This window comes from Bacillus sp. BR3(2024), from assembly GCF_039134555.1.
In the GTDB taxonomy this organism is placed as follows: domain Bacteria; phylum Bacillota; class Bacilli; order Bacillales; family Bacillaceae_G; genus Bacillus_A; species Bacillus_A cereus.
The window spans coordinates 214,576-235,505 of record NZ_CP152433.1; the positions used below are offsets into that span (position 1 = coordinate 214,576).

Below are 20,930 nucleotides of genomic sequence, written 5' to 3' on the forward strand. Positions count from 1 at the left end.
CCTTGTCTTTTATTTTTTCTCTAATAGCGTGTATGGATAATATAGAACATTTTCATTATTTTTCTTTTTTCTCTTTTTTATTGTGTATAAGGTAATTGCTGTGCTTGCAATTATAATAATGGCTTTCTTCATATTCATATACCCCTTTTTATTGTTGGTTTAATTCTTGGCTAACTGCTTTTGCATCGACTAAAGCGTGTAAAATCATTTTCACCATGTTCATCATATTTCTTCACTCCTTTTTATAGTTCATTTAGTTCTTTTACAACTGCTTGTCCGTTCACTAATACCTCAAAGATTGCTTTTACGATTTCTTTCATCATGTTTGTTTCCTCCTTTTGTTTGTCTCGCTTGTTTACATCTTTATTGTATAGGGAGGCATCTTTTCGTACTATCGCTTTCCATTACGTGAACATAACAGTTTTGTAAGATTTGATGTCACTTATTGAAATGTTTAGTCTATCTTCATTATTTTCAGAAAAATGACTATTCAAACATGAAATTGGAAAGTATAATAAAGAAGTAAGTATTAAATTCCGTACGAAAGGGGTGAATGAGATGAAACGTTCTTTAGCTGCGCGTGCCAAATTTTTAGATTTTATTTATTTTTGTCGTGCGATTTTTCATGATGTAGTTGTTAACGGGATACGTATGCCCTTTTTTAACAATTGCATAGTGACTATTGAACGATAGAAATCTCTTCACCCATTTTTAATAAACGTGTGAAAAGGGAGCTATTTGGCTTCCTTTTTCTATGCCGAAAACCATGGGGAATGTTTCTTTCTCATGGTTTTTTATATTGAAAGGAGTACGGAAAATGACTATTTGTAGTGTAAATAATGTAATGAAATCTTTTGGTGGAAACATCATATTTGAAAATATATCGCTTGAAATAAAGAATGGTGAACGTGTTGGGTTAGTTGGTCGTAACGGTAGTGGGAAGACAACAATCTTTGGACTTCTAACGGGAAGGGAGAGTTTGGATGCAGGAGCCATCCATATGAAGAAAGGTACACGTATTGGTCATGTCGCACAAATTCCGAAGTTTGATGAGGTCATGAATGTATATGATGTATTGAGTTCCGCTTTTAAAGTAGAAAAGGAATTAGAAAAAGAAATGCATGCTTTAGAAAAAAATATGGCGGAGGAGCAGGAACAATCTTCATTGCAAAAGCTAATGGAGAGGTACGGAATAATTCAAGAAAAATTTGCATTTCTCGGTGGTTATGAAATAGAGGCAAATATAATGAAGGTAGCAAATGGCTTACAAGTAACAGACTTATTTCCAAGAGTATTTACGGAATTAAGTGGAGGAGAACAGACGAAAGTTAGCCTTGCATATATGTTATTGCAGAAACCAGATTTACTTCTATTAGATGAACCAACAAATCATTTAGATTTGTTTGCAGTTGAATGGTTAGAGAAATTTTTAAAAGAATATACTGGAACAGTTATGGTTATTTCACACGATCGCTATTTCCTTGATGAAGTTGTAACGAAAATTTTTGATTTGGAAGATGGAGAGATTCACGTGTACCATACGAATTATTCTCAGTTCGTCGAGGAGAAGGAAGAAAGATTACTTCAAGAGTTTCAAGCTTATCAAGAGCAGCAAAAGAAAATAAAGAAAATGAAAGAAGCAATTAAGCGCCTACGTGAATGGGCAAATCAAGCGAATCCTCCGAATGAAGGATTGCATAAAAGAGCGAGGAATATGGAACGTGCGTTAGAGCGTATAGAGAAATTAAAGAGGCCGATTTTAGAAAGAAAACAGATGGGTCTTCAGTTTGAAGGGCAAGAGAGAAGCGGAAAAGATGTTGTTGTAATGAAAGAAGTGAGTAAAGGTTTTGCTGGCCGACCTTTATTTGAACAAGCGAATTTACATGTTCGTTTTCAAGAGCGTGCTGCTATCGTTGGTCATAATGGTACAGGGAAGACCACGTTACTAAAATTACTATTAAAAGAAATGGAACCAGACGCTGGCGCAATTAGGATGGGGAGTAGTGTAAAAATCGGTTATTTATCGCAGCATGCATATGAAAATATGAAGAGTAATGTATTGGAAGCATTCAGAGAGAATGTGGCTGTAACAGAGGGAGAAGCAAGACATATATTAGCTAAGTTTTTGTTTTATGGTCCAGCAGTATTTAAGAAAGTAACGCAACTTAGTGGTGGAGAAAAAATGAGATTAAGACTTGCGCAACTTATGTATCAAGACATCAATTTTCTAATTTTAGATGAGCCGACAAACCATCTTGATATTGAATCAAGGGAAGTTTTAGAGGAAGCCCTTGAGCAATATAATGGGACGATTTTAGCTGTTTCACACGATCGTTATTTTTTAAATAAGTTATTTGAAAAGACGTACTGGATTGATGGATGCCAATTATTTGAGTTTGCAGGAAACTATGCATGGGCTCGTCAAAAGTGGGAGGAAAAGCTTGAGAAGCAAGTAATAAAGCAGAAACGCCAAGGGAGAAAAAGTGTTGAAACGGTTCCTGTAAAAGAGAAAGAAGCTAGGAATCTTGAAGAGATTGAAAATGAGTTAATGCATGTAGAAGAAGATATATATGCAATAGAATGTGAAATGGAACATGTAGCTGATGTTGAAAGACTTGAAAAATTATATGAGGAAAAAACGAAGAAAGAGTTGTTACGAGCGAAGTTATATAGTGATTTAGAGAATATTGTGGAGTAAAGAGTAGAAAGCCACTTCCTTTCAGTTTTGTTGGAGGAAGTTGCTTTTTTCATAATGATATTTTGCTTTAAAGATTAAATGAAGCGGTGTGTTTCACGTGAAACAGTAACTTAGATAAATCCGTGTTCCTCAATTTGCATAGTTTGTGAAACATATGAAAATGATAAGGTGAAAAAGAAATGTCATTAGTGGCTTTTCGATAGGAGTAATTACAAAAACAAAGGCTAATTATTTCCCGAGAGATAAAGTGAGGGCTTTTACGGGCAGCCCGACCCCGACCTAACTTCTTTTGCTTTCGCTGAATTTTGAGGTGGGGTTCTTACTGCCCGGCAAATAGCGGGATAAATATGTATAAAAGAGACTAGTGAATGAAAACGAAAAGAGAGCAAAGTTACAGCTTTACGCGCTGAACTCTGCTCTCTTTTTGCGTGGCATCTTCTCTCGTTGAAATTATAATAGCGATCCCGAGCATGATAAAAAAAGCTAAAAAGAGGACGAACTTTGGGAAGAACGGGAATAGTAATAGCGCTCCGACTATCATAATTGTTAATAATACGTAGTGCAGGACGTATTGGAATAGGTTGTCCATATTTTCGCCCCCTTTTTGGTAATTGGTTATTAGTATTCTATGTTTCATGTTGAAGGAATAGAAGTAGATTTTTAAGTTTTTTAATACGAATTATAGCTGAGTTTTCTTAAAGTATAAATGTAGAGTGATAATTTTGGAAAAATTCTCAAAATATTTATTTAGAAAGAATTGACAAAACATAATGAACGATATAAGCTAATAACCATAAAGTCTACCGGAAAGGTCGGAATAAGATTGTTACCCCTCAAAAACATCTATTTTTTTTACGATTAAAACCGACTTTTCCGATTGGCTATAAATGTTGCTGTGGGAGGCATACATAAGGTAATTCGTTCAGAGGGTATAATCATAAAAAGTTAGGGTGGGGACAATGAAGAAAAAGACAAAAAAATGGGCTGGTGTATTTTCGGTATTAATGAGTAGTTCGCTTGTGTTGTCTGCTTGTGGGGGACAGGAGGACGCGGCTTCTACAGAGCCGGTTAAACAGCAGGATTTAAAAAATGTGAAAATTGAAAAGATCGCTGCGACAGATAAAACGAAAGTGCCAGACAAAGCGAAGAATAGAAAAGATACGTTAGTAGTTGGTATTAGTAAGCCAGGCGGCGTATTTTTGCCATACTTCCAACAAAATGGTTGGGATGGAAACGTAACTTCAGTTATTTTTGCATCTCTCGTATCAACCGATAAACAAGGGAAACCAATTCCAGAATTAGCTGAGAAGTGGGACGTTTCTTCTGATCAGTTAACATATACATTCCATTTACGTAAAGATTTGAAATTTAGTGATGGATCGCCATTAACGGCGGATGATGTAGCTTTCACATTGACGCTTTTACATGATAAGGCATATGAAGGTGAAGTAGATATCTCTCAATATGCGGTTAAAGGTGGTAAAGAATATAAGGAAGGAAAAGCAACTTCAATTGAAGGTATTCAAGTTGTTGATCCACAAACAATTAAAATTACAACTGAAAAAGTGAATTCACAAGCTATATTTGTTTTAGGAGGTACAGTACTATCAAAAGCTTATTATGGAAAAGATTATAAGCAAAATACAAGCTTAGATTACTTAAAAGATTTATATGGAAAGCCATTAGCTGCGGGTCCATATAAATTTGAAAAGTATATTCCAGGTCAAGAAGTTCGTTTTGTAGCAAACGAAAATTATTATGCGGGTAAACCAAAAATTCAAAACTTCATTTATAAAATTACTTCTGGTGATACGAAGCTTCAGTTATTCCAAACAGGAGAAGTTGACCATACTGGCTTAGGTACTGGTGATGAGGTTCTTGAACAGGCTAAGGCTTTAGAATTCGCCAATATCCAAATCGAAACAGCACCGTCATTTAGTTATATTTATATGAATAATAATAAGCCTTACTTAAAGGATAAAAAGGTTCGCCAAGCACTTATTTACGGATTAGACCGCAAAAAATATGTTGATACAGCGTTAAAAGGATACGGTACAGTAGCCAATGTACCAATTCATCCAACTTCTTGGGCTTATACGGAAGAAGGAGTTAATAAATACGAATACGATAAAGAAAAAGCGAAAAAATTATTAGATGAAGCAGGGTGGAAAGTTGGTTCGGATGGAATTCGTGAAAAAGATGGTCAAAAATTAAAACTTTCTTATTTCGGTCCAAGTTCGGCTAAAGATAGTGATTTATTAATTCCGATTGCGAAAGAGAATTATAAAGAAATAGGTGTAGAGTTTAATCCTGAATTTATGGACTTTAATACGATGCTTTCTAAGGTAAACAAAGGGGATTATGATTTAGCTTCTGTTTCGACACCGATTACAAGTGATCCGAGTGAAACAGCTGGTGAATATTTGTCTACTGCAAATGAAACTAGTCTTGGTTATAAGAATGCAAAAGTAGATGAGCTAATTCAAAAAGGTATTGAAACTGTAGATATCGAAAAGCGTAAACCTATTTATAAAGAATTGTATAAAGAATTAAGTGATGATCCACCAGTAATTCTATTAAACTACCGTAGAACAATTACTGGTTATAACGGGAATATAAAAGGAATTGATCCTGAAAAGTACAACAGTATTAGTGCAAACTTACCAGTATTATCATTTGAAAAATAACGATAAGAATGTATAAGTAGAAGACATTTTTTCATTCGGTTAGTAATGTGCCGCTTTGAAAAAATGTTCTTCTATTTTAAGCATAAGATTGGAGAGAAAAAGGGTGAAAACATATATTGTTCGTAGGTTGTTACAAATGATTCCTACACTGCTTGGTACATCAATTATTATCTTCGTCCTGTTCGCACTTCTTCCTGGGGATTATATTGATTCAAACCCGAAAATTACACCGGAAAGAGCAGCTGAACTGAGGGAGTTATATGGGTTGAACAAACCAATTGTTGAGCGTTATTTTCATTGGTTAGGTAATGCATTGCAAGGGGACTTTGGCTTCTCACTTCAATATCAAGAGCCTGTAACGTCATTATTAAATAAATTTATTTGGAATTCCTTTAGTGTAGCAATTATTGCATTGTTTTTTATTTGGCTAATTGCACTTATTATCGGTGTATTCTCGGCGACGAAGCAACATTCTTTATTCGATAAACTTGTAACAATCGGTGTTTTTGCAGCAATGTCATTCCCTTCATTCTTTATCGGTTTGTTTTTAATTAAGGTGTTTGCGGTTGACTTTAAGTTATTACCGATAGGTGGAATGATTGATGTTGGCAGTAATTCAACAGGATTTGCTTACGTGATAGAAGTTGCAAAACATATGATTTTACCAGTATTTATTTTGACACTTCTTGGGGTCGGCTCGCTAACTCGTTATTTTAGAACAAGTATGTTAGAGGTTGTAAGACAAGATTACATACGAACAGCAAGAGCGAAAGGTTTGAAGGAGAAGACGGTTATTTATAAGCATGCATTAAAAAATGCAATTTTACCGGCAATTACGTTATTAGCATTTGAATTACCTGGATTGTTTTCTGGGGCAATTATTATTGAACAAATTTTTAACTGGCCAGGGATTGGTAATATTCAATTAGAAGCATTAAATTTCCGTGACTATACAGTATTGATGGCATTTACGATGTTTCTTTCTTGTTTAACAATCGTTTCAAACTTTTTAGCAGATATCGTATATGCAGTTGTTGATCCAAGAATTCGGTTGAAGTAAGGGGGGGAAAGAAATGGAGACTGTTACAGTAATTACAGAAAAAAAAGAAAAAAAGAGAAGAAATGAATCATCACCATGGCGACAAGCTTTTAAAAAGATAAAGAAAAATAAGATGGCACTTGTAGGGTTTTATGCATTAATTTTTATGTTTTTATTTTGTTTTATCGGTCCGTTCTTTTCTCCATATGCATCAGGAAAAATACAAGTTGCGCTCATTAACAAACCACCTAGTTTTTCTCATTGGCTTGGTACAGATCAATTAGGAAGAGATATTTTAACAAGGCTTATGCAAGCGGGACGTATTTCATTAACCATTGGTTTAGCTTCAATGGTTTTATCGGTTATACTTGGAGCTTTATTAGGAGCGATTGCAGGTTTTTATCGTGGTATTGTGGACAATATTATTATGCGACTTGCAGATATTTTAATGTCGATGCCAGGATTACCGTTACTTATTATAATGGGTGCGATTTTATCAGAGTGGAAAGTACCGTCTGATTATCGTTTGTATGTCATTATGATTATTTTAAGTTTAGTAGGTTGGCCAGGGCTTGCACGCCTTGTAAGAGGGCAAATTTTATCACTTAGGGAGCAAGCATTTATGCAAGCTGCGGATGTGTTAGGAATAAAAGATTACCGGAAAATTATATATCACTTAATACCTAATGTTTTACCCATTTTAATTGTCGTATCTACATTAGGTGTTGCAGGTTCTATTTTGGGAGAATCCGCACTAAGTTACTTAGGTCTCGGAGTCGTTCCACCTACACCATCATGGGGGAACATGATTAGCGCAGCTAACTCATTAATCGATTTCCAAAAGCGTCCATGGTTATGGATTCCGCCTGGTTTTGCAATCTTTATAACAGTTGTATCAATTAATTTACTTGGTGATGCACTTCGTGATGCATTAGATCCAAAGATGAGACGGTAGGTGAGGAGATATGAGTAAAGCGGTAATAGAGCTGAAAGATTTACAAACACACTTTCAGACAGAAGAAGGGACAGTAAAAGCTGTGAATCATGTTAGTTTTTCTGTTCGAGAAGGTGAAACTGTTTGTGTTGTAGGTGAATCTGGTTGCGGAAAAAGTGTAACGGCGTTATCTGTTATGGGACTTATTGCTGAATCAGGCAGTGTAGTAGGTGGAGATATTTTATATGAAGGAAAAAGTCTTTTAGGAATGAAAGAGAAAGAGCTTCGTAGTTTACGAGGGAATGATATTGCGATGATTTTCCAAGAACCGATGACATCGCTAAACCCCGTCTTCACTGTAGGAGAGCAAATTGTAGAAACGTTAAGGGAGCATGAATTACTTAGTAAAAATGAAGCATATAAGAAGGCAATTGAGTTAATTCGTAAAGTCGGCATAGCCCGCGCTGATGAAATCGTCCATTCTTATCCGCATGAACTGAGTGGCGGGATGTTACAACGTATTATGATTGCTGTTGCACTTAGTTGTAATCCTAAGTTATTAATTGCGGATGAACCAACAACAGCTCTTGATGTTACTATTCAGGCTCAAATATTGGATCTACTAAGACAAGTGAAAGAAGAATTTAAAACGTCGATTTTATTAATTACACATGACTTAGGTGTCGTAGCGGAAATGGCTGATTATGTTGTCGTTATGTATGGCGGGAAAGTTATTGAAGAAGCCCCAGTACTAGAGATATTCCAAAATCCAAAACATCCTTATACGAAAGGATTATTGAAATCAAAACCAGTAATGGGAAAACGAATAGATAAACTATATTCTATTCCAGGGCAAGTTCCGAATTTAGTTGGTTTAGGTGAGTTTTGCTACTTTAGTGGGCGTTGTGAGTATTGTATGGAAATATGTGGAAAAGAAGCCCCAAATCTAAATGTAAATGATGAAAATCATAAAGTAGCTTGCTGGCTATATGAGGAGCGTGCGGAACAATGAGTGAACCATTATTAGAGGTGAAAAATCTAAAGACATATTTTCCAATTAAGGGTGGCGTATTTAGTAGAACAATTGGGCATGTAAAAGCGGTTGATGGAGTAAGTTTTACTATTAATAAAGGTGAAGTGTTTGGTCTCGTTGGCGAATCAGGGAGCGGAAAAACAACAATAGGAAAAACAATTTTACGCCTCGTTCAAAAAACGGAGGGAGAAGTGAAGTTTAAAGGGAAAGATGTTCATTCTTTATCCAAGGATGAATTAAGAAAACATCGCCCTAATATGCAGCTCGTTTTCCAAGATCCATTTAGCTCATTAAATCCGAGAATGAGAATTGGAGAAGCGCTTGGAGAGCCAATGTTGGCCCACGGATTAGCGACGAAAGAAAATGTTCGTGAAAAGGTAATTGAAGTATTGGAGTTATGTGGGTTAGCTCCTTATCATATTGACCGGTATCCCCATGAGTTTTCTGGTGGACAACGTCAGCGTATCGTAATCGCAAGAGCTATGGTATTAAATCCGGAATTTATTGTAGCTGATGAACCTGTGGCGGCACTAGATGTATCTATCCAAGCACAAATTATTAATTTATTTAGTGAGTTACAAGAGAAAAAGGGATTATCTTATTTATTCATTTCGCATGATTTAAGTGTAGTAGAACATTTATGTACGAAAATCGGAATTATGTATTTAGGTACGATTGTGGAGACAGCACCGCGTGATGAGTTATTTACCAATCCGCTACATCCTTATACGAAAGCATTGTTATCAGCTGTTCCAATACCAGATCCAACAGTGAAGCGAGAGCGAATTATACTAGAAGGGGATATTCCAAGTCCAGCAAATCCACCTTCGGGCTGTCGTTTTCATACACGTTGCCCATTTGCGACGGATGTTTGTAAAAAAATAGTACCAGAATTCCATAATGTTGGTGCAGAGCATTTTGTTGCTTGTCATCACGTATAAAAAAGGACTCTTTCAAATTGAAAGAGTCCTTTTTTTATTTAATAGATGAAGTTTGTTTCAATACAAATTGCTCGATTGCGTGAGCAACACCATGTTCATTGTTTGTTAGTGTTACAACATCACATAGCTTTTTTACATCTTCTTCAGCGTTGCCCATTGCAACAGATAAGCCTGCTACTTCTAACATCGGTACATCATTAAAATTATCACCAATAGCAACTGTATCTTCAATAGGGATATTAAAATGAGCTGCCATCTGCTGTATCCCGTTTCCTTTATGTCCATTCTTATCCATAATTTCTAAGTTAGTAGGAGCCGATGCTGTAACCATAATATCAGCATCTTCTTGTAATATACTTAATAGTTGTGCACGATGCGCTGCATTAAACGTTAAAATGAAGAATTTAGATATTTCTAGTTCTTGGTTATTTACAACATCTTCTATTTTTTTGAAATCAGTAATTAGGTTCGATTTCTTTTGCTTTTCTGTAATTCGTTCAAGTTCCTCTAATGTAACATCAAGCGCATGCTTATTTTCTTCGAATGCTTGCATCACTTGATCTTGCCATGTATATGGAGAATAAACTCCTTTATTCGTATATAGCTTATATGGGAAACCTTCAGATTCTAGTAATTTTGCAAGTTTGTACACTTTGTCGTTTTGTATACAACGCGAGTTAATTACTTTTCCATCCACATAAACAATAGCCCCATTGCTTGCTCCGACTGGAAGAGATAATTTATATTCTTCCAATAGCTTTAAAGCATCCTCTTTCGCACGACCAGAACAGATCATTACAATATGACCAGCTTCTTGTGCAGTTTGGATTGCTTGTAGGTTTTCTTTGGAGATTTCAAGATTAGATGATAGTAGTGTACCATCCATATCTAATGCGATTAATTTCAAAATGACCACCTCTTTGTTTTTATTATACATAGTTATATAGAGGAAACATATAAACTTATCTTGGAAAGACGGTATTTTATCTCATATTAAAAGTAAGTAAAGATTAGATAGGTTTAGTGTCACTAAATAAACGATTTGTAACAAAAATAGAGAGGGATATGACGACATTTCACTTTATGACTGTAATGTTACACGAATGTTACAAACGTGAACTAAGTGAAAAACGCATTAAATAAAGGTTTTTGAGGGTTATTATAAAAAAACGTAAAAAAAGTGTAATAAATTTTACGTAATTATATTGCAACGTAATAATAGTTATGTTACATTAATGTTACAAACGTTACGTTATCAAATTTAATGTAACGTTAACATAAAAACTATGAAATAAACATTTCTTAGAAATTACATATAGATAACTTATAAAAAGGGAGGATAAATGATATGAAAGAGCAAGTATTACAAGTAACAAAAGGTGATTTCGTAGGATCAGCAAGTGGAGCGGTAGTATTAACAGCGTTAATCGTATTTCTATCAAGCGTATTAGTATAATAGAAGCTTTGTAACAAAAGAAAAGGAAGGGAGAATGAAAGGTATGAAAGAGCAAGTATTACAAGTAACAAAAGGTGATTTCGTAGGATCAGCAAGTGGAGCGGTAGTATTAACAGCGTTAATCGTATTTCTATCAAGCGTATTAGTATAATAGAAGCTTTGTAACAAAAGAAAAGGAAGGGAGAATGAAAGATATGAAAGAGCAAGTATTACAAGTAACAAAAGGTGACTTCGTAGGATCAGCAAGTGGAGCAGTAGTATTAACAGCGTTAATCGTATTTCTATCAAGCGTATTAGTATAATAGAAGCTTTGTAACAAAAGAAAAGGAAGGGAGAATGAAAGATATGAAAGAGCAAGTATTACAAGTAACAAAAGGTGACTTCGTAGGATCAGCAAGTGGAGCGGTAGTATTAACAGCATTAATCGTATTTTTATCAAGTGTATTAGTATAATAGAAGTTTTAAATCAAACAAAAAAGGAAGGAGAATGAGGGATATGAACAGTGAACAAGTGTTTCAAGTAACAAAAATAGATTTATTAGGATCCTTAGGTGGAGCGGTAATATTAACATCATTTATTCTATTCCTTGCAAATGTATTAGTATGAGATATATAAATACAATCATTCAAAAAAAATAAAGACTCTAACGTATTAGTAAGTAGTTAATATGTTGGAGTCTTTTTTATATTCTTCTTATATCCCCTCAAGTATTAAAGTTACCTCATTATCCAGCATGCATGGCTAATTAAACGTTGCGGTTGAAACTTGATTCAACGAATAATCAAAAATCCACTGAATAAAATCCCGCTTTATTTCAAAGAGAAAAAAGTCGAATTTTATATGTAAGAAAAAAAGAGGAATTTGACAGAAAAGATAGAAAATTTTAAAGGTCAGAATTTGTTAGCTTGCTAACTAATTTCTATTAATTAACGTTGGAAGCGTTTTCGGTTGGTTTTAAGTATGGACCATTTAATCTATTTACAGGGGGATGAAGATATTATGAAACAAAAATCTATGGATACGCTAGCTGCACAAATGGAGGACTTTTTTCCAGTACGTGATGTAGATCATTTGGAATTTTACGTAGGGAATGCAAAGCAATCGAGTTATTATCTTGCGAGAGCGTTCGGATTCAAAATTGTGGCTTACTCTGGATTAGAAACTGGAAACCGTGAAAAGGTATCTTATGTTCTTGTGCAAAAAAATATGCGTTTCGTTGTGTCTGGAGCTTTAAGTAGTGAAAATCGTATTGCAGAGTTTGTAAAGACTCATGGTGATGGCGTGAAGGATGTGGCACTACTTGTTGATGATGTTGATAAAGCATACTCAGAAGCAGTGAAACGTGGTGCCGTCGCAATTGCTCCACCGCAGGAATTAACAGATGAGGACGGTACATTGAAAAAAGCAGTTATTGGTACGTATGGTGATACAATTCATACGCTTGTAGAGCGTAAAAATTATAAAGGGGCATTTATGCCAGGATTCCAAAAGGTAGAATTTAATATTCCATTTGAAGAGTCTGGTTTAATTGCTGTTGATCATGTAGTTGGTAATGTTGAAAAAATGGAAGAGTGGGTTAGTTATTACGAGAATGTTATGGGCTTTAAACAAATGATTCATTTTGATGATGACGATATTAGTACAGAGTATTCGGCGTTAATGTCGAAAGTTATGACGAATGGAAGTCGTATTAAGTTTCCTATTAACGAACCAGCAGACGGAAAGAGAAAGTCACAAATTCAAGAGTATCTAGAATTCTATAATGGAGCTGGTGTACAACATCTTGCTTTATTAACAAGTGATATTGTTAAAACAGTTGAAGCGCTTCGTGCAAATGGGGTGGAGTTTTTAGATACACCTGATACTTATTATGATGAGTTAACTGCACGAGTTGGAAAAATCGATGAAGAAATTGATAAGTTAAAAGAATTAAAGATTTTAGTAGATCGTGATGATGAAGGTTACTTACTACAAATCTTTACGAAACCAATTGTAGATCGCCCGACTTTATTTATTGAAATCATTCAACGTAAAGGTTCTCGTGGATTTGGTGAAGGAAACTTTAAAGCGTTATTCGAATCAATTGAAAGAGAACAAGAGCGTCGCGGAAACTTATAAGATTTATATCCACCAGCAAAAGTCCCTTTGCTGGTGGAAATTTCATTTTTATAAGGAGGAATCAGGATGAAATTTGTTACATTTTGTCTTCCTTCAAAAGAACTACGGGCTGGATGGCTTGAAGGTGACAAAGTAATAGATATGAATCTTGCTAGTGAAGGGAAAATCCCTTCTTCTATGATGGCTTTTTTAGAGAAAGCGGATGAGTATGTAGAAGTAGTGCGGAATATTAAGAATCCAAATAAGGGTATATATGCTTTAGAAGAAGTACAATTGACAGCTGCTCTTCCTAATCCGAGTAGTATTCGAGATTTTTACGCATTTGAACAACATGTAAAAACAGCTCGCGGACGAAGAGGATTAGATGTTGTGCCCGAATGGTATGATATTCCGGTTTTTTATTTTACTAATCATCGTGCTGTAATTGGTTCCGGTGATTTTGTAATTGGTCCGAAAAAGTCTAAAAAGCTTGATTATGAGTTGGAGATTGCTTGCGTAATGGGAAAAGAAGGGCGAAATATTTCTCGTGAGCAAGCAGAGGAATATATTTTTGGTTATTGTATTATGAACGACTGGAGTGCGAGAGACTTACAAGCAACAGAAATGAAAGTAGGTCTCGGTCCAGCGAAAGGAAAAGACTTTGCAACTTCTTTAGGAGCACATCTTGTTACGAAAGAGGAATTAGACGTTTATCGTAATGGTGATCGATATAATTTAGAAATGACTGCTCATGTAAATGGAAAACTATTATCAAAAGGAAACTTCCAAGATATTTATTATACATTTGCTGAAATGATTGAACGTGCTTCAGAGGACGTTACGTTATATCCAGGAGATGTGATTGGTTCTGGGACAGTAGGAACAGGATGTATTTTAGAACTGGGTACAGAAGAGTGGCTACAAGATGGAGATGTTGTAGAACTGTCGATTACTGGTTTAGGTACACTACGTAATACGATCAAAAAAGAAAAGGAAGCGGGTGATGGGCATGTTTTATCGTCACATGGGAGAACTACCTCATAAACGACATGTACAATTTCGTAAAAAAGATGGATCGCTTTATCGTGAACAGGTAATGGGAACAAAAGGTTTTTCTGGTACGCAGTCTATTTTGTATCATCATTATATGCCAACAGAAGTAGGTCATTCTGCATTATCGCATTCTTGTCAGTTGCAGTATGAAGAGGATGTTGCTCTTTCTCATCGCCACTTTCGAACGAAAGAAAGTAAAAAAAGTGGTGATGCAATAAGTGGACGGAATTTCATACTTGGAAATGAAGATTTATTAATTGGAGTAGTGAGTCCAACAGAAAAAATGGATTATTTCTATCGTAATGGTGATGGCGACGAAATGTTATTTGTTCATTATGGAACAGGGAAAATTGAAACGATGTTTGGAACGATTCACTATAGAAAAGGCGACTATGTAACGATCCCAATTGGAACGATTTATCGTGTTATTCCAGATGAAGGAGAGACTAAGTTTCTTGTTGTAGAGGCGAATAGCCAAATTACAACGCCGCGTCGTTATCGAAATGAATACGGACAATTGTTAGAACATAGTCCGTTTTGTGAAAGAGATCTTCGTGGTCCAGAAAAATTAGAGACATATGATGAAAAAGGCGAGTTTGTCGTAATGACAAAATCAAGAGGCTATATGCATAAACATGTTTTAGGACACCACCCGTTAGATGTTGTGGGATGGGATGGCTATTTATATCCGTGGGTATTTAATGTAGAGGATTTTGAACCAATTACAGGGCGCATTCATCAGCCACCGCCAGTACATCAAACATTTGAAGGACATAATTTTGTTATTTGCTCTTTCGTACCACGTTTATACGATTATCATCCAGAGTCAATTCCGGCACCATATTATCATAGTAATGTTAATAGTGATGAAGTTCTTTACTATGTAGAAGGAAACTTTATGAGTCGCAAAGGTGTGGAAGAAGGTTCTATTACACTTCATCCGAGCGGGATTCCCCATGGACCGCATCCGGGGAAAACAGAGGCAAGTATAGGGAAGAAAGAGACGCTTGAATTAGCTGTTATGATAGACACATTCCGTCCGCTTCGTATTGTAAAACAAGCACATGAAACAGAAGATGAAAAGTATATGTATAGCTGGATTGAACAAGGTTCATATACTGTGAAATAAGTAAAAAGGCATGCTCTCAATAAGGGGGCATGCCTTTTTCACGGAATCGACATGTATAATAATACCAAAAAAATAATGGAAAGATATATAGAAAGAATAATAAGGATTGTGCATATTCAGAAGAATTTCTACTTGTTTCGACAAAAGTATTGACTAGGAAAAGCGTAATGAGTAAAATAAAAAAGCGAATTAAAAATTTTCAGAAAATTTAAAACTTGGAGGAGTGAAAGATGAAGCAAATTTTTCAAAAGAAGCCAATTGCAAAGTTAATGCAAGAAAGTAAGCAAAAAACGTTAGCAAGAACATTGGGCGCGCTAGATTTAACTATGCTTGGAATCGGAGCAATTGTTGGAACTGGTATTTTTGTTCTAACGGGTGTTGTGGCAGCGAAACATTCTGGGCCAGCTATTATATTATCATTTGCGATTGCCGCTCTAGCTTGTGCCTTTGCTGCATTTTGTTATGCTGAATTTGCTTCTTCAGTTCCTGTCTCGGGCAGTGTGTATACGTATACATACGCGACGATGGGGGAAGTATTCGCATTTTTAATTGGCTGGGACTTAATGCTGGAATATTTACTTGCTACATCTGCTGTAGCGAACGGTTGGTCTGCATATTTTCAATCTTTATTAAAGGGGTTTGGAATTCATATTCCGACTATTCTCTCCTCGGCTCCTGGTACAGGTAAGGGTGGAATAATTGATCTACCTGCAGTTCTAATTATTTTAGTGATGACAGTTCTTTTATCTAGGGGTGTTCGTGAAAGTGCACGAGTAAATAACATTATGGTATTTATTAAAATAGCAGTTGTTCTTATTTTTATCTTTGCTGGTTTTAATTATGTGAAACCTGAAAACTGGACGCCTTTTATGCCATTTGGTTTAGATGGTGTAATGGCTGGAGCGGCTACAGTATTCTTCGCATTTATAGGATTTGATGCAGTTTCAACAGCGGCAGAAGAAGTGAAACGTCCGCAACGTGATTTACCAATTGGTATTATTGCATCGTTATTAATTTGTACAGTTCTTTATATCGTTGTTTCGCTTATTTTGACAGGAATTGTTCCATACGGACAGCTAAATATATCAGATCCAGTTGCTTTTGCACTTCAATTTATTGGACAAGATGGTTTAGCGGGGGTAATTTCAGTAGGAGCAATTACAGGGATTACAACAGTAATGCTAGTTATGATGTATGGGCAAGTTCGTGTTTCTTATGCGATGAGCCGAGATGGTTTACTGCCGAAACGTCTTGCTAAAGTTCATCCGAAATTTAAAACGCCATTTTTAAATACATGGACAACGGGAATTATTGCGGCACTGATTTCAGGATTAATAGATTTAAATGTTTTAGCACATCTTGTAAATATGGGGACATTGTCAGCATTTGCACTCGTAGCTGTTGCGGTAATCGTAATGAGAAGAACACATCCAGACTTACCAAGGGCATTTAAGGCTCCGCTTGTACCATTTTTACCAGCATTAACAGTGATCTTCTGTTTATACTTAATGCTTCAATTATCGGGGACAGCATGGATTAGTTTTGGGATATGGATGGTTATTGGTATAGCGGTTTACTTCTTATATAGCCGAAAACATAGTGCTTTAAATAATAGTAAAAAAGAAGAAGATGTTGCAAATTTATAAGTGAAAAAATCCATTCTAATTCTGTTAGAATGGATTTTTTATTTGAAAATTTACATTTTTCTGAACTTATTATAAGATAATTGTTGGCTAACTAAAGGGGTGAAATGATGAAAAATACGTGGCGTGAGTTAAGGGAGATGGACCGTAACGTATGGATTCGATTTATTGGAGAGACGTTAAATGGAATTGCAATGATGATGTTAATGCCTTTTTTTGCATTATATTTAAAAGATAAGGTAGATTCGTTGTTGGAAGTTGGGGTTATTATGGCGCTTTCTCCAATTGCTGCAAGTTTTGGATCACTTATAGGAGGGAGAATTGCTGACATATATGGAAGAAAGCCTATTATGATATTTTCTATGGCAAGTAATGCATTATTAATGCTCGGTTTTCTATTTATAGAAGGATTTATTCCATATGCAATTTTATCTATTTTTTTAGGGTTGAGTAATTCTTTATTTCATCCAGCTGCATCAGCTATGGTCGCGGATGTAACGGCACCAGAAAAAAGAACAGAGGCATATGGTTTATTACGAATGGGACACAATATAGGTGCTGCGATTGGTCCGATAATGGGAGCATCAGTAGTTGTGTTGTCAAAGAACCTTGTGTTTATTATTGCCTCTTCTACAATGCTATTTTATGCGTTACTTGTATTACTTCTTATTCAAGAGACGATGCCAAAAAGGACAGATAAGGAAGAACATAAAGAAAAGGAAACTGGGGCAGTTTGGAAAATTGTAATGCGAGATAAGGTACTAATGATTTACTTATTAGCAGGCATTATCATTTCGATGGGGTTTTCTCAAACCGAAGGCATGTTGCCACTACATTTTGATAATGAAATGAAGCATATTTTTGGAACGAATAATCCATATCCATATTTAATGGCGTTAAACGGACTATTAGTTGTTTTATTCCAGTTTCAAATTTCAAAATGGGCTACGGATAAACCGGTCGGGAAGACGATGTTATATGGTGCATGTTTATTCGGGATTGGATTATTTTTTATAGGGTGGTTACCGAAGTGGTTTGGAGAATTTAATACAAATGCTACAATTATTTTAATAATACTACTGTTCGTTTATGCTATATATACGTTAGGTGAGATGATTATGTCGCCTGTACAGATGACATTTGTAGCAAATTTGGCCCCTGAGCATTTGAGGGGGACTTATATGGGAGCTGCAAGTTTGCAGTGGATTACAGGAAGCGCATTTGGTCCACTTTTGGGCGGTTTTTTATTAGATCGATTACTTGGTCACTTTCTATTTACAATTTTAGCTGTAGGATGTGTAGTTGCAGGTATTGTATATGTTTCTTTAGATCGCCTTGTGGAGCAAAGGCAAAAAGACACACTAACCAAACAATCTTCTTAGTGAATAGGTGACATACAGAAAAAAGGGGATTTCTACATATTTTAGGTACATAACTAGATTAGATTGCCATTTTATTTTGTGTAGTTATATAGAAAATGAAATGAAAAACCAATAAGTGATGTTATTTAATTATTTATGGAAGTTACATTTTATTTCAAATAGGAACTACCTATTTTTATAAAAAGTGCTAAAATAGAAAAATGAAAACAATTGGTTAGGGTGATTTCATTGACGAAAATTAAATTAGGTTTATTATATGGTGGAAAATCAGCTGAGCATCAAGTTTCGCTACAGACGGCTCTTGCTGCTATTAAAGCGTTAAATCAAGATAAATTCGAGATTCATCCAATTTATATTACTGAACAAGGTCAATGGGTACGCGGTGAGCGTATTGAAGGCGAAGTAACAGATGTTGAAGCTTTAAAAATGAGCGGTGCAGAAAATGCGATTTCTCCGTTATCATTAAGTACAGAAATTATCCCATCTGCAGCTTCTGAGGAGAACGCTATTGACGTTATTTTCCCATTACTACATGGACCAAACGGTGAAGATGGAACGGTTCAAGGACTATTAGAATTAATGAATATCCCTTATGTAGGAAATGGTGTTCTAGCATCATCTGCTGGTATGGATAAAGTTGTTATGAAAAACATCTTTGCAGAGGCTGGTTTAAAACAAGCAAAATATGCATCCTTCATTCGTAGTGCATGGGAAAAAAATCGTGAGGAAGCTTATTCTAAAGTAGAAGATAAGTTAGGATATCCTTGCTTCGTAAAACCAGCGAACCTTGGTTCAAGTGTTGGTATTAATAAGTGTAAAAATCGTGAAGAACTTGAGGATGCATTTGTAGAGGCATTCCAATTTGATCGCAAAATTATTGTAGAAGAAAATATTGTAGGTCGTGAAGTAGAAGTTGGGGTACTAGGTAATGATGAGCCGAAATGTTCAGTTGTAGGTGAAATCGTTCCGAAAAAGGACTTCTATGATTATAAGTCGAAATATATCGATGGTGATACGGCGCTAATTATTCCAGCTGAAATGACAGAAGAAGAATCTAATGTAATTAAGCGTGATGCGATTATTGCATTCCAATCATTAGACGGTGCAGGTTTAACGCGAGCTGATTTCTTCTTAACGAAAGATGGAGAAGTGTATATTAACGAAGTAAACACAATGCCAGGATTTACACCGTTCAGTATGTTCCCTCTATTATGGCAACATACTGGGTTATCATATCCAGAATTAATCGAAGAGCTAATTCGTTTAGCGATTGAACGTCACGAAGAAAAACAAAAAATTAAATATACAATCTAACAAAAAAGGAGGAAGCACTATTCATAGGAATAGTGCTTCCTCTATGTAAGGAGCGTTTATATATGATAAAGCGAATGTTAAAGCAAGTGGAACAGATGGTAAATGGTACTGAATTAGCAGAGCAATATGAGGGAATTACTATTCAAGGCGTGTCTATTGATACGAGAAAAATTGAAAAAGGAAACTTGTATGTTCCGATTCAAGGGGAGCGCTTCGATGGACATGCTTTTGTAGATAAAGCTGTTGAAAATGGAGCTGTGGCTACATTATGGATGAAAGATGTAGCGAATCCACCTGAGAATCTCCCGGTTATTTTTGTAGAAGACACGCTATCGGCATTGCAAATGTTAGCGAAAAACTATCGCGATCAATTGGATGTTAAAGTTGTAGGTGTAACGGGTAGTAACGGTAAAACATCTACGAAAGATATTGTAACAAGTCTTCTTGCGACTAAATTCAAAGTGCAAAAAACAGAAGGGAACTTCAATAACCATATCGGATTACCTCTTACCATTTTAAACTTAGAAGAAAATACAGAAGTAGCAGTATTAGAGATGGGTATGTCAAGCCGAGGCGAAATTGAATTCTTATCTAAGTTAGCTCGTCCTAATGCAGCTATCATTACAAATATTGGTGAGGCACATTTAATGGATTTAGGATCTCGTGAGGCAATTGCTGAAGCGAAATTAGAAATTGTTACAGGATTACAAGAAGGTGGCGTGTTCGTATATAACGGAGATGAGCCTTTATTAACGAATCGTGTTCCTGGAATGAATTTAGCAGCAGAAACGGTTACGTTTGGTGATGCAAGAGCAAACGATTATTATCCAACGACTGTAACATTACAAGCAACTGGGACACATTTCAAAATGAATAGAGATGAAAATATTTCATTCTACTTACCGGTGTTAGGAAAACATAATGTGTATAATACACTTGCTTCAATGGCAATTGCGAAACATTTTGGTGTAACGTGGGAAGAGATGAAAGAAGGTTTAGTAACACTTCAAATGACGGGCATGCGTATGGAAATTGTGAAAACAAATAGTGGTTTAACAATTATCAACGATGCTTATAATGCAAGCCCGACGGCTATGGAAGCAGCATTCCATTTAATGAATGGTTTAGATGGTTTTGCTAAAAAAATCGTTGTGCTCGGTGATATGTTAGAACTTGGAGATCAAGAAGTACAGTTCCATTATGAGGTAGGAAAATTAATCGATCCAGCAAAAATCTCACATGTATTCACATACGGTAGATTAGGGGCTCAAATTGCTGAAGGAGCAAAAATTAATTTCCCTAATGAACGTGTAAAGGCGTATGATAATAAAGAAGAGTTAGTAAAAGATTTACAAGCAGTAGTCGATGTGAAAGATGTTGTATTAATAAAAGCATCTCGCGGTATGAAATTAGAAGAAGTAATTACGATGTTGAAATAATTGGTGTATATAAATAGGGATGATAGTTACGAAAATAGAAGAAACTTATAATAAGCGCTTACAGTAAATATAAAAAAATAAAAG

At 35.5% G+C, this 20,930-nt stretch carries 22 protein-coding genes; 19 read left to right on the forward strand and 3 right to left on the reverse strand.

Features of this window, described 5'->3' with window-relative positions:
* Positions 1-9: 9 nt before the first annotated feature.
* Positions 10-138: a hypothetical protein gene (locus V7S45_RS01235; RefSeq protein ID WP_002023099.1), complete on the reverse strand. Its 129-nt coding sequence runs from the start codon at positions 136-138 to the stop codon at positions 10-12.
* Positions 139-558: 420 nt separating this feature from the next.
* On the opposite strand from V7S45_RS01235, the gene V7S45_RS01240 reads away from it, so the two are divergent.
* Together V7S45_RS01240 and abc-f are read left to right on the forward strand one after the other, a co-directional pair.
* Positions 559-693 (forward strand): RAxF-45 family protein, encoded by a 135-nt coding sequence (locus V7S45_RS01240; RefSeq protein ID WP_000830643.1) that lies wholly within the window; start codon positions 559-561, stop codon positions 691-693.
* A 124-nt stretch (positions 694-817) separates the two neighbouring features.
* Positions 818-2,698, forward strand: a complete 1,881-nt coding sequence (gene abc-f / locus V7S45_RS01245; protein ID WP_025687133.1) for an ABC-F type ribosomal protection protein — start codon at positions 818-820, stop codon at positions 2,696-2,698.
* Positions 2,699-3,089: 391 nt separating this feature from the next.
* Here the strand turns inward: abc-f and V7S45_RS01250 are convergent, their stop codons facing one another.
* Positions 3,090-3,287: a hypothetical protein gene (locus tag V7S45_RS01250; protein WP_000369254.1), complete on the reverse strand. Its 198-nt coding sequence runs from the start codon at positions 3,285-3,287 to the stop codon at positions 3,090-3,092.
* A gap of 370 nt (positions 3,288-3,657) precedes the next feature.
* Between V7S45_RS01250 and V7S45_RS01255 the strand changes: the two genes are divergently transcribed.
* From V7S45_RS01255 to V7S45_RS01275, 5 genes are all read left to right on the forward strand, one after another.
* Positions 3,658-5,385: an ABC transporter substrate-binding protein gene (locus V7S45_RS01255; protein WP_000730692.1), complete on the forward strand. Its 1,728-nt coding sequence runs from the start codon at positions 3,658-3,660 to the stop codon at positions 5,383-5,385.
* 103 nt (positions 5,386-5,488) lie between these two features.
* A complete protein-coding gene (locus tag V7S45_RS01260; protein ID WP_000860748.1) occupies positions 5,489-6,445 on the forward strand; it encodes an ABC transporter permease in 957 nt (318 codons plus the stop codon).
* Between the two features lie 13 nt (positions 6,446-6,458).
* Entirely contained in the window at positions 6,459-7,379 is a 921-nt protein-coding gene (opp4C, locus tag V7S45_RS01265; protein ID WP_000451077.1) for an oligopeptide ABC transporter permease, read from the forward strand.
* Positions 7,380-7,389: 10 nt separating this feature from the next.
* Positions 7,390-8,370, forward strand: coding sequence for an ABC transporter ATP-binding protein (locus V7S45_RS01270; RefSeq protein ID WP_025687136.1), 981 nt, complete (start codon positions 7,390-7,392; stop codon positions 8,368-8,370).
* On the forward strand, positions 8,367-9,332 hold the full coding sequence (locus V7S45_RS01275; protein ID WP_088344232.1) for an ABC transporter ATP-binding protein: 966 nt from the start codon (positions 8,367-8,369) through the stop codon (positions 9,330-9,332). Before V7S45_RS01270 ends, V7S45_RS01275 begins: the two co-directional genes overlap by 4 nt.
* 34 nt (positions 9,333-9,366) lie before the next feature.
* Here V7S45_RS01275 and V7S45_RS01280 read toward each other — a convergent pair whose 3' ends face one another.
* Positions 9,367-10,239: a Cof-type HAD-IIB family hydrolase gene (locus V7S45_RS01280; RefSeq protein ID WP_000766420.1), complete on the reverse strand. Its 873-nt coding sequence runs from the start codon at positions 10,237-10,239 to the stop codon at positions 9,367-9,369.
* Between the two features lie 432 nt (positions 10,240-10,671).
* Between V7S45_RS01280 and V7S45_RS01285 the strand changes: the two genes are divergently transcribed.
* The 12 genes from V7S45_RS01285 (at position 10,672) to murF (ending at position 20,846) form a co-directional block, all read left to right on the forward strand.
* Positions 10,672-10,788 carry a DUF3948 family protein gene (locus V7S45_RS01285; RefSeq protein ID WP_025988984.1) on the forward strand — a complete coding sequence of 39 codons (117 nt, stop codon included), beginning with the start codon at positions 10,672-10,674 and terminating at the stop codon, positions 10,786-10,788.
* 34 nt (positions 10,789-10,822) lie between these two features.
* Entirely contained in the window at positions 10,823-10,939 is a 117-nt protein-coding gene (locus V7S45_RS01290) for a DUF3948 family protein (protein ID WP_000677736.1), read from the forward strand.
* A gap of 34 nt (positions 10,940-10,973) precedes the next feature.
* Positions 10,974-11,090, forward strand: coding sequence for a DUF3948 family protein (locus V7S45_RS01295; protein ID WP_000654250.1), 117 nt, complete (start codon positions 10,974-10,976; stop codon positions 11,088-11,090).
* Between the two features lie 34 nt (positions 11,091-11,124).
* Entirely contained in the window at positions 11,125-11,241 is a 117-nt protein-coding gene (locus V7S45_RS01300; protein WP_000654250.1) for a DUF3948 family protein, read from the forward strand.
* Positions 11,242-11,284: 43 nt separating this feature from the next.
* Positions 11,285-11,395 (forward strand): DUF3948 family protein, encoded by a 111-nt coding sequence (locus tag V7S45_RS01305; protein ID WP_001083689.1) that lies wholly within the window; start codon positions 11,285-11,287, stop codon positions 11,393-11,395.
* A 393-nt stretch (positions 11,396-11,788) separates the two neighbouring features.
* On the forward strand, positions 11,789-12,907 hold the full coding sequence (gene hppD / locus V7S45_RS01310) for a 4-hydroxyphenylpyruvate dioxygenase (protein ID WP_000810922.1): 1,119 nt from the start codon (positions 11,789-11,791) through the stop codon (positions 12,905-12,907).
* 66 nt (positions 12,908-12,973) lie between these two features.
* Entirely contained in the window at positions 12,974-13,930 is a 957-nt protein-coding gene (locus tag V7S45_RS01315) for a fumarylacetoacetate hydrolase family protein (protein ID WP_000673988.1), read from the forward strand.
* The gene (locus V7S45_RS01320; RefSeq protein ID WP_013141710.1) at positions 13,896-15,068 is read left to right on the forward strand and encodes a homogentisate 1,2-dioxygenase; all 1,173 of its coding nucleotides are present in this window, start codon (positions 13,896-13,898) and stop codon (positions 15,066-15,068) included. The genes V7S45_RS01315 and V7S45_RS01320 overlap by 35 nt, the downstream gene beginning before the upstream one ends.
* Positions 15,069-15,298: 230 nt before the next feature.
* Entirely contained in the window at positions 15,299-16,714 is a 1,416-nt protein-coding gene (locus V7S45_RS01325) for an amino acid permease (protein WP_000809361.1), read from the forward strand.
* Positions 16,715-16,821: 107 nt separating this feature from the next.
* Positions 16,822-18,093 (forward strand): MFS transporter, encoded by a 1,272-nt coding sequence (locus tag V7S45_RS01330; RefSeq protein ID WP_000799723.1) that lies wholly within the window; start codon positions 16,822-16,824, stop codon positions 18,091-18,093.
* Positions 18,094-18,321: 228 nt separating this feature from the next.
* Positions 18,322-19,407: a D-alanine--D-alanine ligase gene (locus tag V7S45_RS01335; protein WP_342761627.1), complete on the forward strand. Its 1,086-nt coding sequence runs from the start codon at positions 18,322-18,324 to the stop codon at positions 19,405-19,407.
* Positions 19,408-19,469: 62 nt separating this feature from the next.
* On the forward strand, positions 19,470-20,846 hold the full coding sequence (gene murF / locus V7S45_RS01340; protein WP_000595957.1) for a UDP-N-acetylmuramoyl-tripeptide--D-alanyl-D-alanine ligase: 1,377 nt from the start codon (positions 19,470-19,472) through the stop codon (positions 20,844-20,846).
* The last annotated feature ends 84 nt before the right edge of the window (positions 20,847-20,930 follow it).

Coding starts and splice junctions, on each gene's coding strand:
- V7S45_RS01235 (WP_002023099.1), bottom strand. CDS start 138: ATGAATATGAAGAAAGCCATTATTATAATTGCAAGCACAGCAATTACC.
- V7S45_RS01240 (WP_000830643.1), top strand. CDS start 559: ATGAAACGTTCTTTAGCTGCGCGTGCCAAATTTTTAGATTTTATTTAT.
- abc-f (WP_025687133.1), top strand. CDS start 818: ATGACTATTTGTAGTGTAAATAATGTAATGAAATCTTTTGGTGGAAAC.
- V7S45_RS01250 (WP_000369254.1), bottom strand. CDS start 3,287: ATGGACAACCTATTCCAATACGTCCTGCACTACGTATTATTAACAATT.
- V7S45_RS01255 (WP_000730692.1), top strand. CDS start 3,658: ATGAAGAAAAAGACAAAAAAATGGGCTGGTGTATTTTCGGTATTAATG.
- opp4C (WP_000451077.1), top strand. CDS start 6,459: ATGGAGACTGTTACAGTAATTACAGAAAAAAAAGAAAAAAAGAGAAGA.
- V7S45_RS01270 (WP_025687136.1), top strand. CDS start 7,390: ATGAGTAAAGCGGTAATAGAGCTGAAAGATTTACAAACACACTTTCAG.
- V7S45_RS01275 (WP_088344232.1), top strand. CDS start 8,367: ATGAGTGAACCATTATTAGAGGTGAAAAATCTAAAGACATATTTTCCA.
- V7S45_RS01290 (WP_000677736.1), top strand. CDS start 10,823: ATGAAAGGTATGAAAGAGCAAGTATTACAAGTAACAAAAGGTGATTTC.
- V7S45_RS01295 (WP_000654250.1), top strand. CDS start 10,974: ATGAAAGATATGAAAGAGCAAGTATTACAAGTAACAAAAGGTGACTTC.
- V7S45_RS01300 (WP_000654250.1), top strand. CDS start 11,125: ATGAAAGATATGAAAGAGCAAGTATTACAAGTAACAAAAGGTGACTTC.
- V7S45_RS01305 (WP_001083689.1), top strand. CDS start 11,285: ATGAACAGTGAACAAGTGTTTCAAGTAACAAAAATAGATTTATTAGGA.
- hppD (WP_000810922.1), top strand. CDS start 11,789: ATGAAACAAAAATCTATGGATACGCTAGCTGCACAAATGGAGGACTTT.
- V7S45_RS01315 (WP_000673988.1), top strand. CDS start 12,974: ATGAAATTTGTTACATTTTGTCTTCCTTCAAAAGAACTACGGGCTGGA.
- V7S45_RS01320 (WP_013141710.1), top strand. CDS start 13,896: ATGTTTTATCGTCACATGGGAGAACTACCTCATAAACGACATGTACAA.
- V7S45_RS01325 (WP_000809361.1), top strand. CDS start 15,299: ATGAAGCAAATTTTTCAAAAGAAGCCAATTGCAAAGTTAATGCAAGAA.
- V7S45_RS01330 (WP_000799723.1), top strand. CDS start 16,822: ATGAAAAATACGTGGCGTGAGTTAAGGGAGATGGACCGTAACGTATGG.
- murF (WP_000595957.1), top strand. CDS start 19,470: ATGATAAAGCGAATGTTAAAGCAAGTGGAACAGATGGTAAATGGTACT.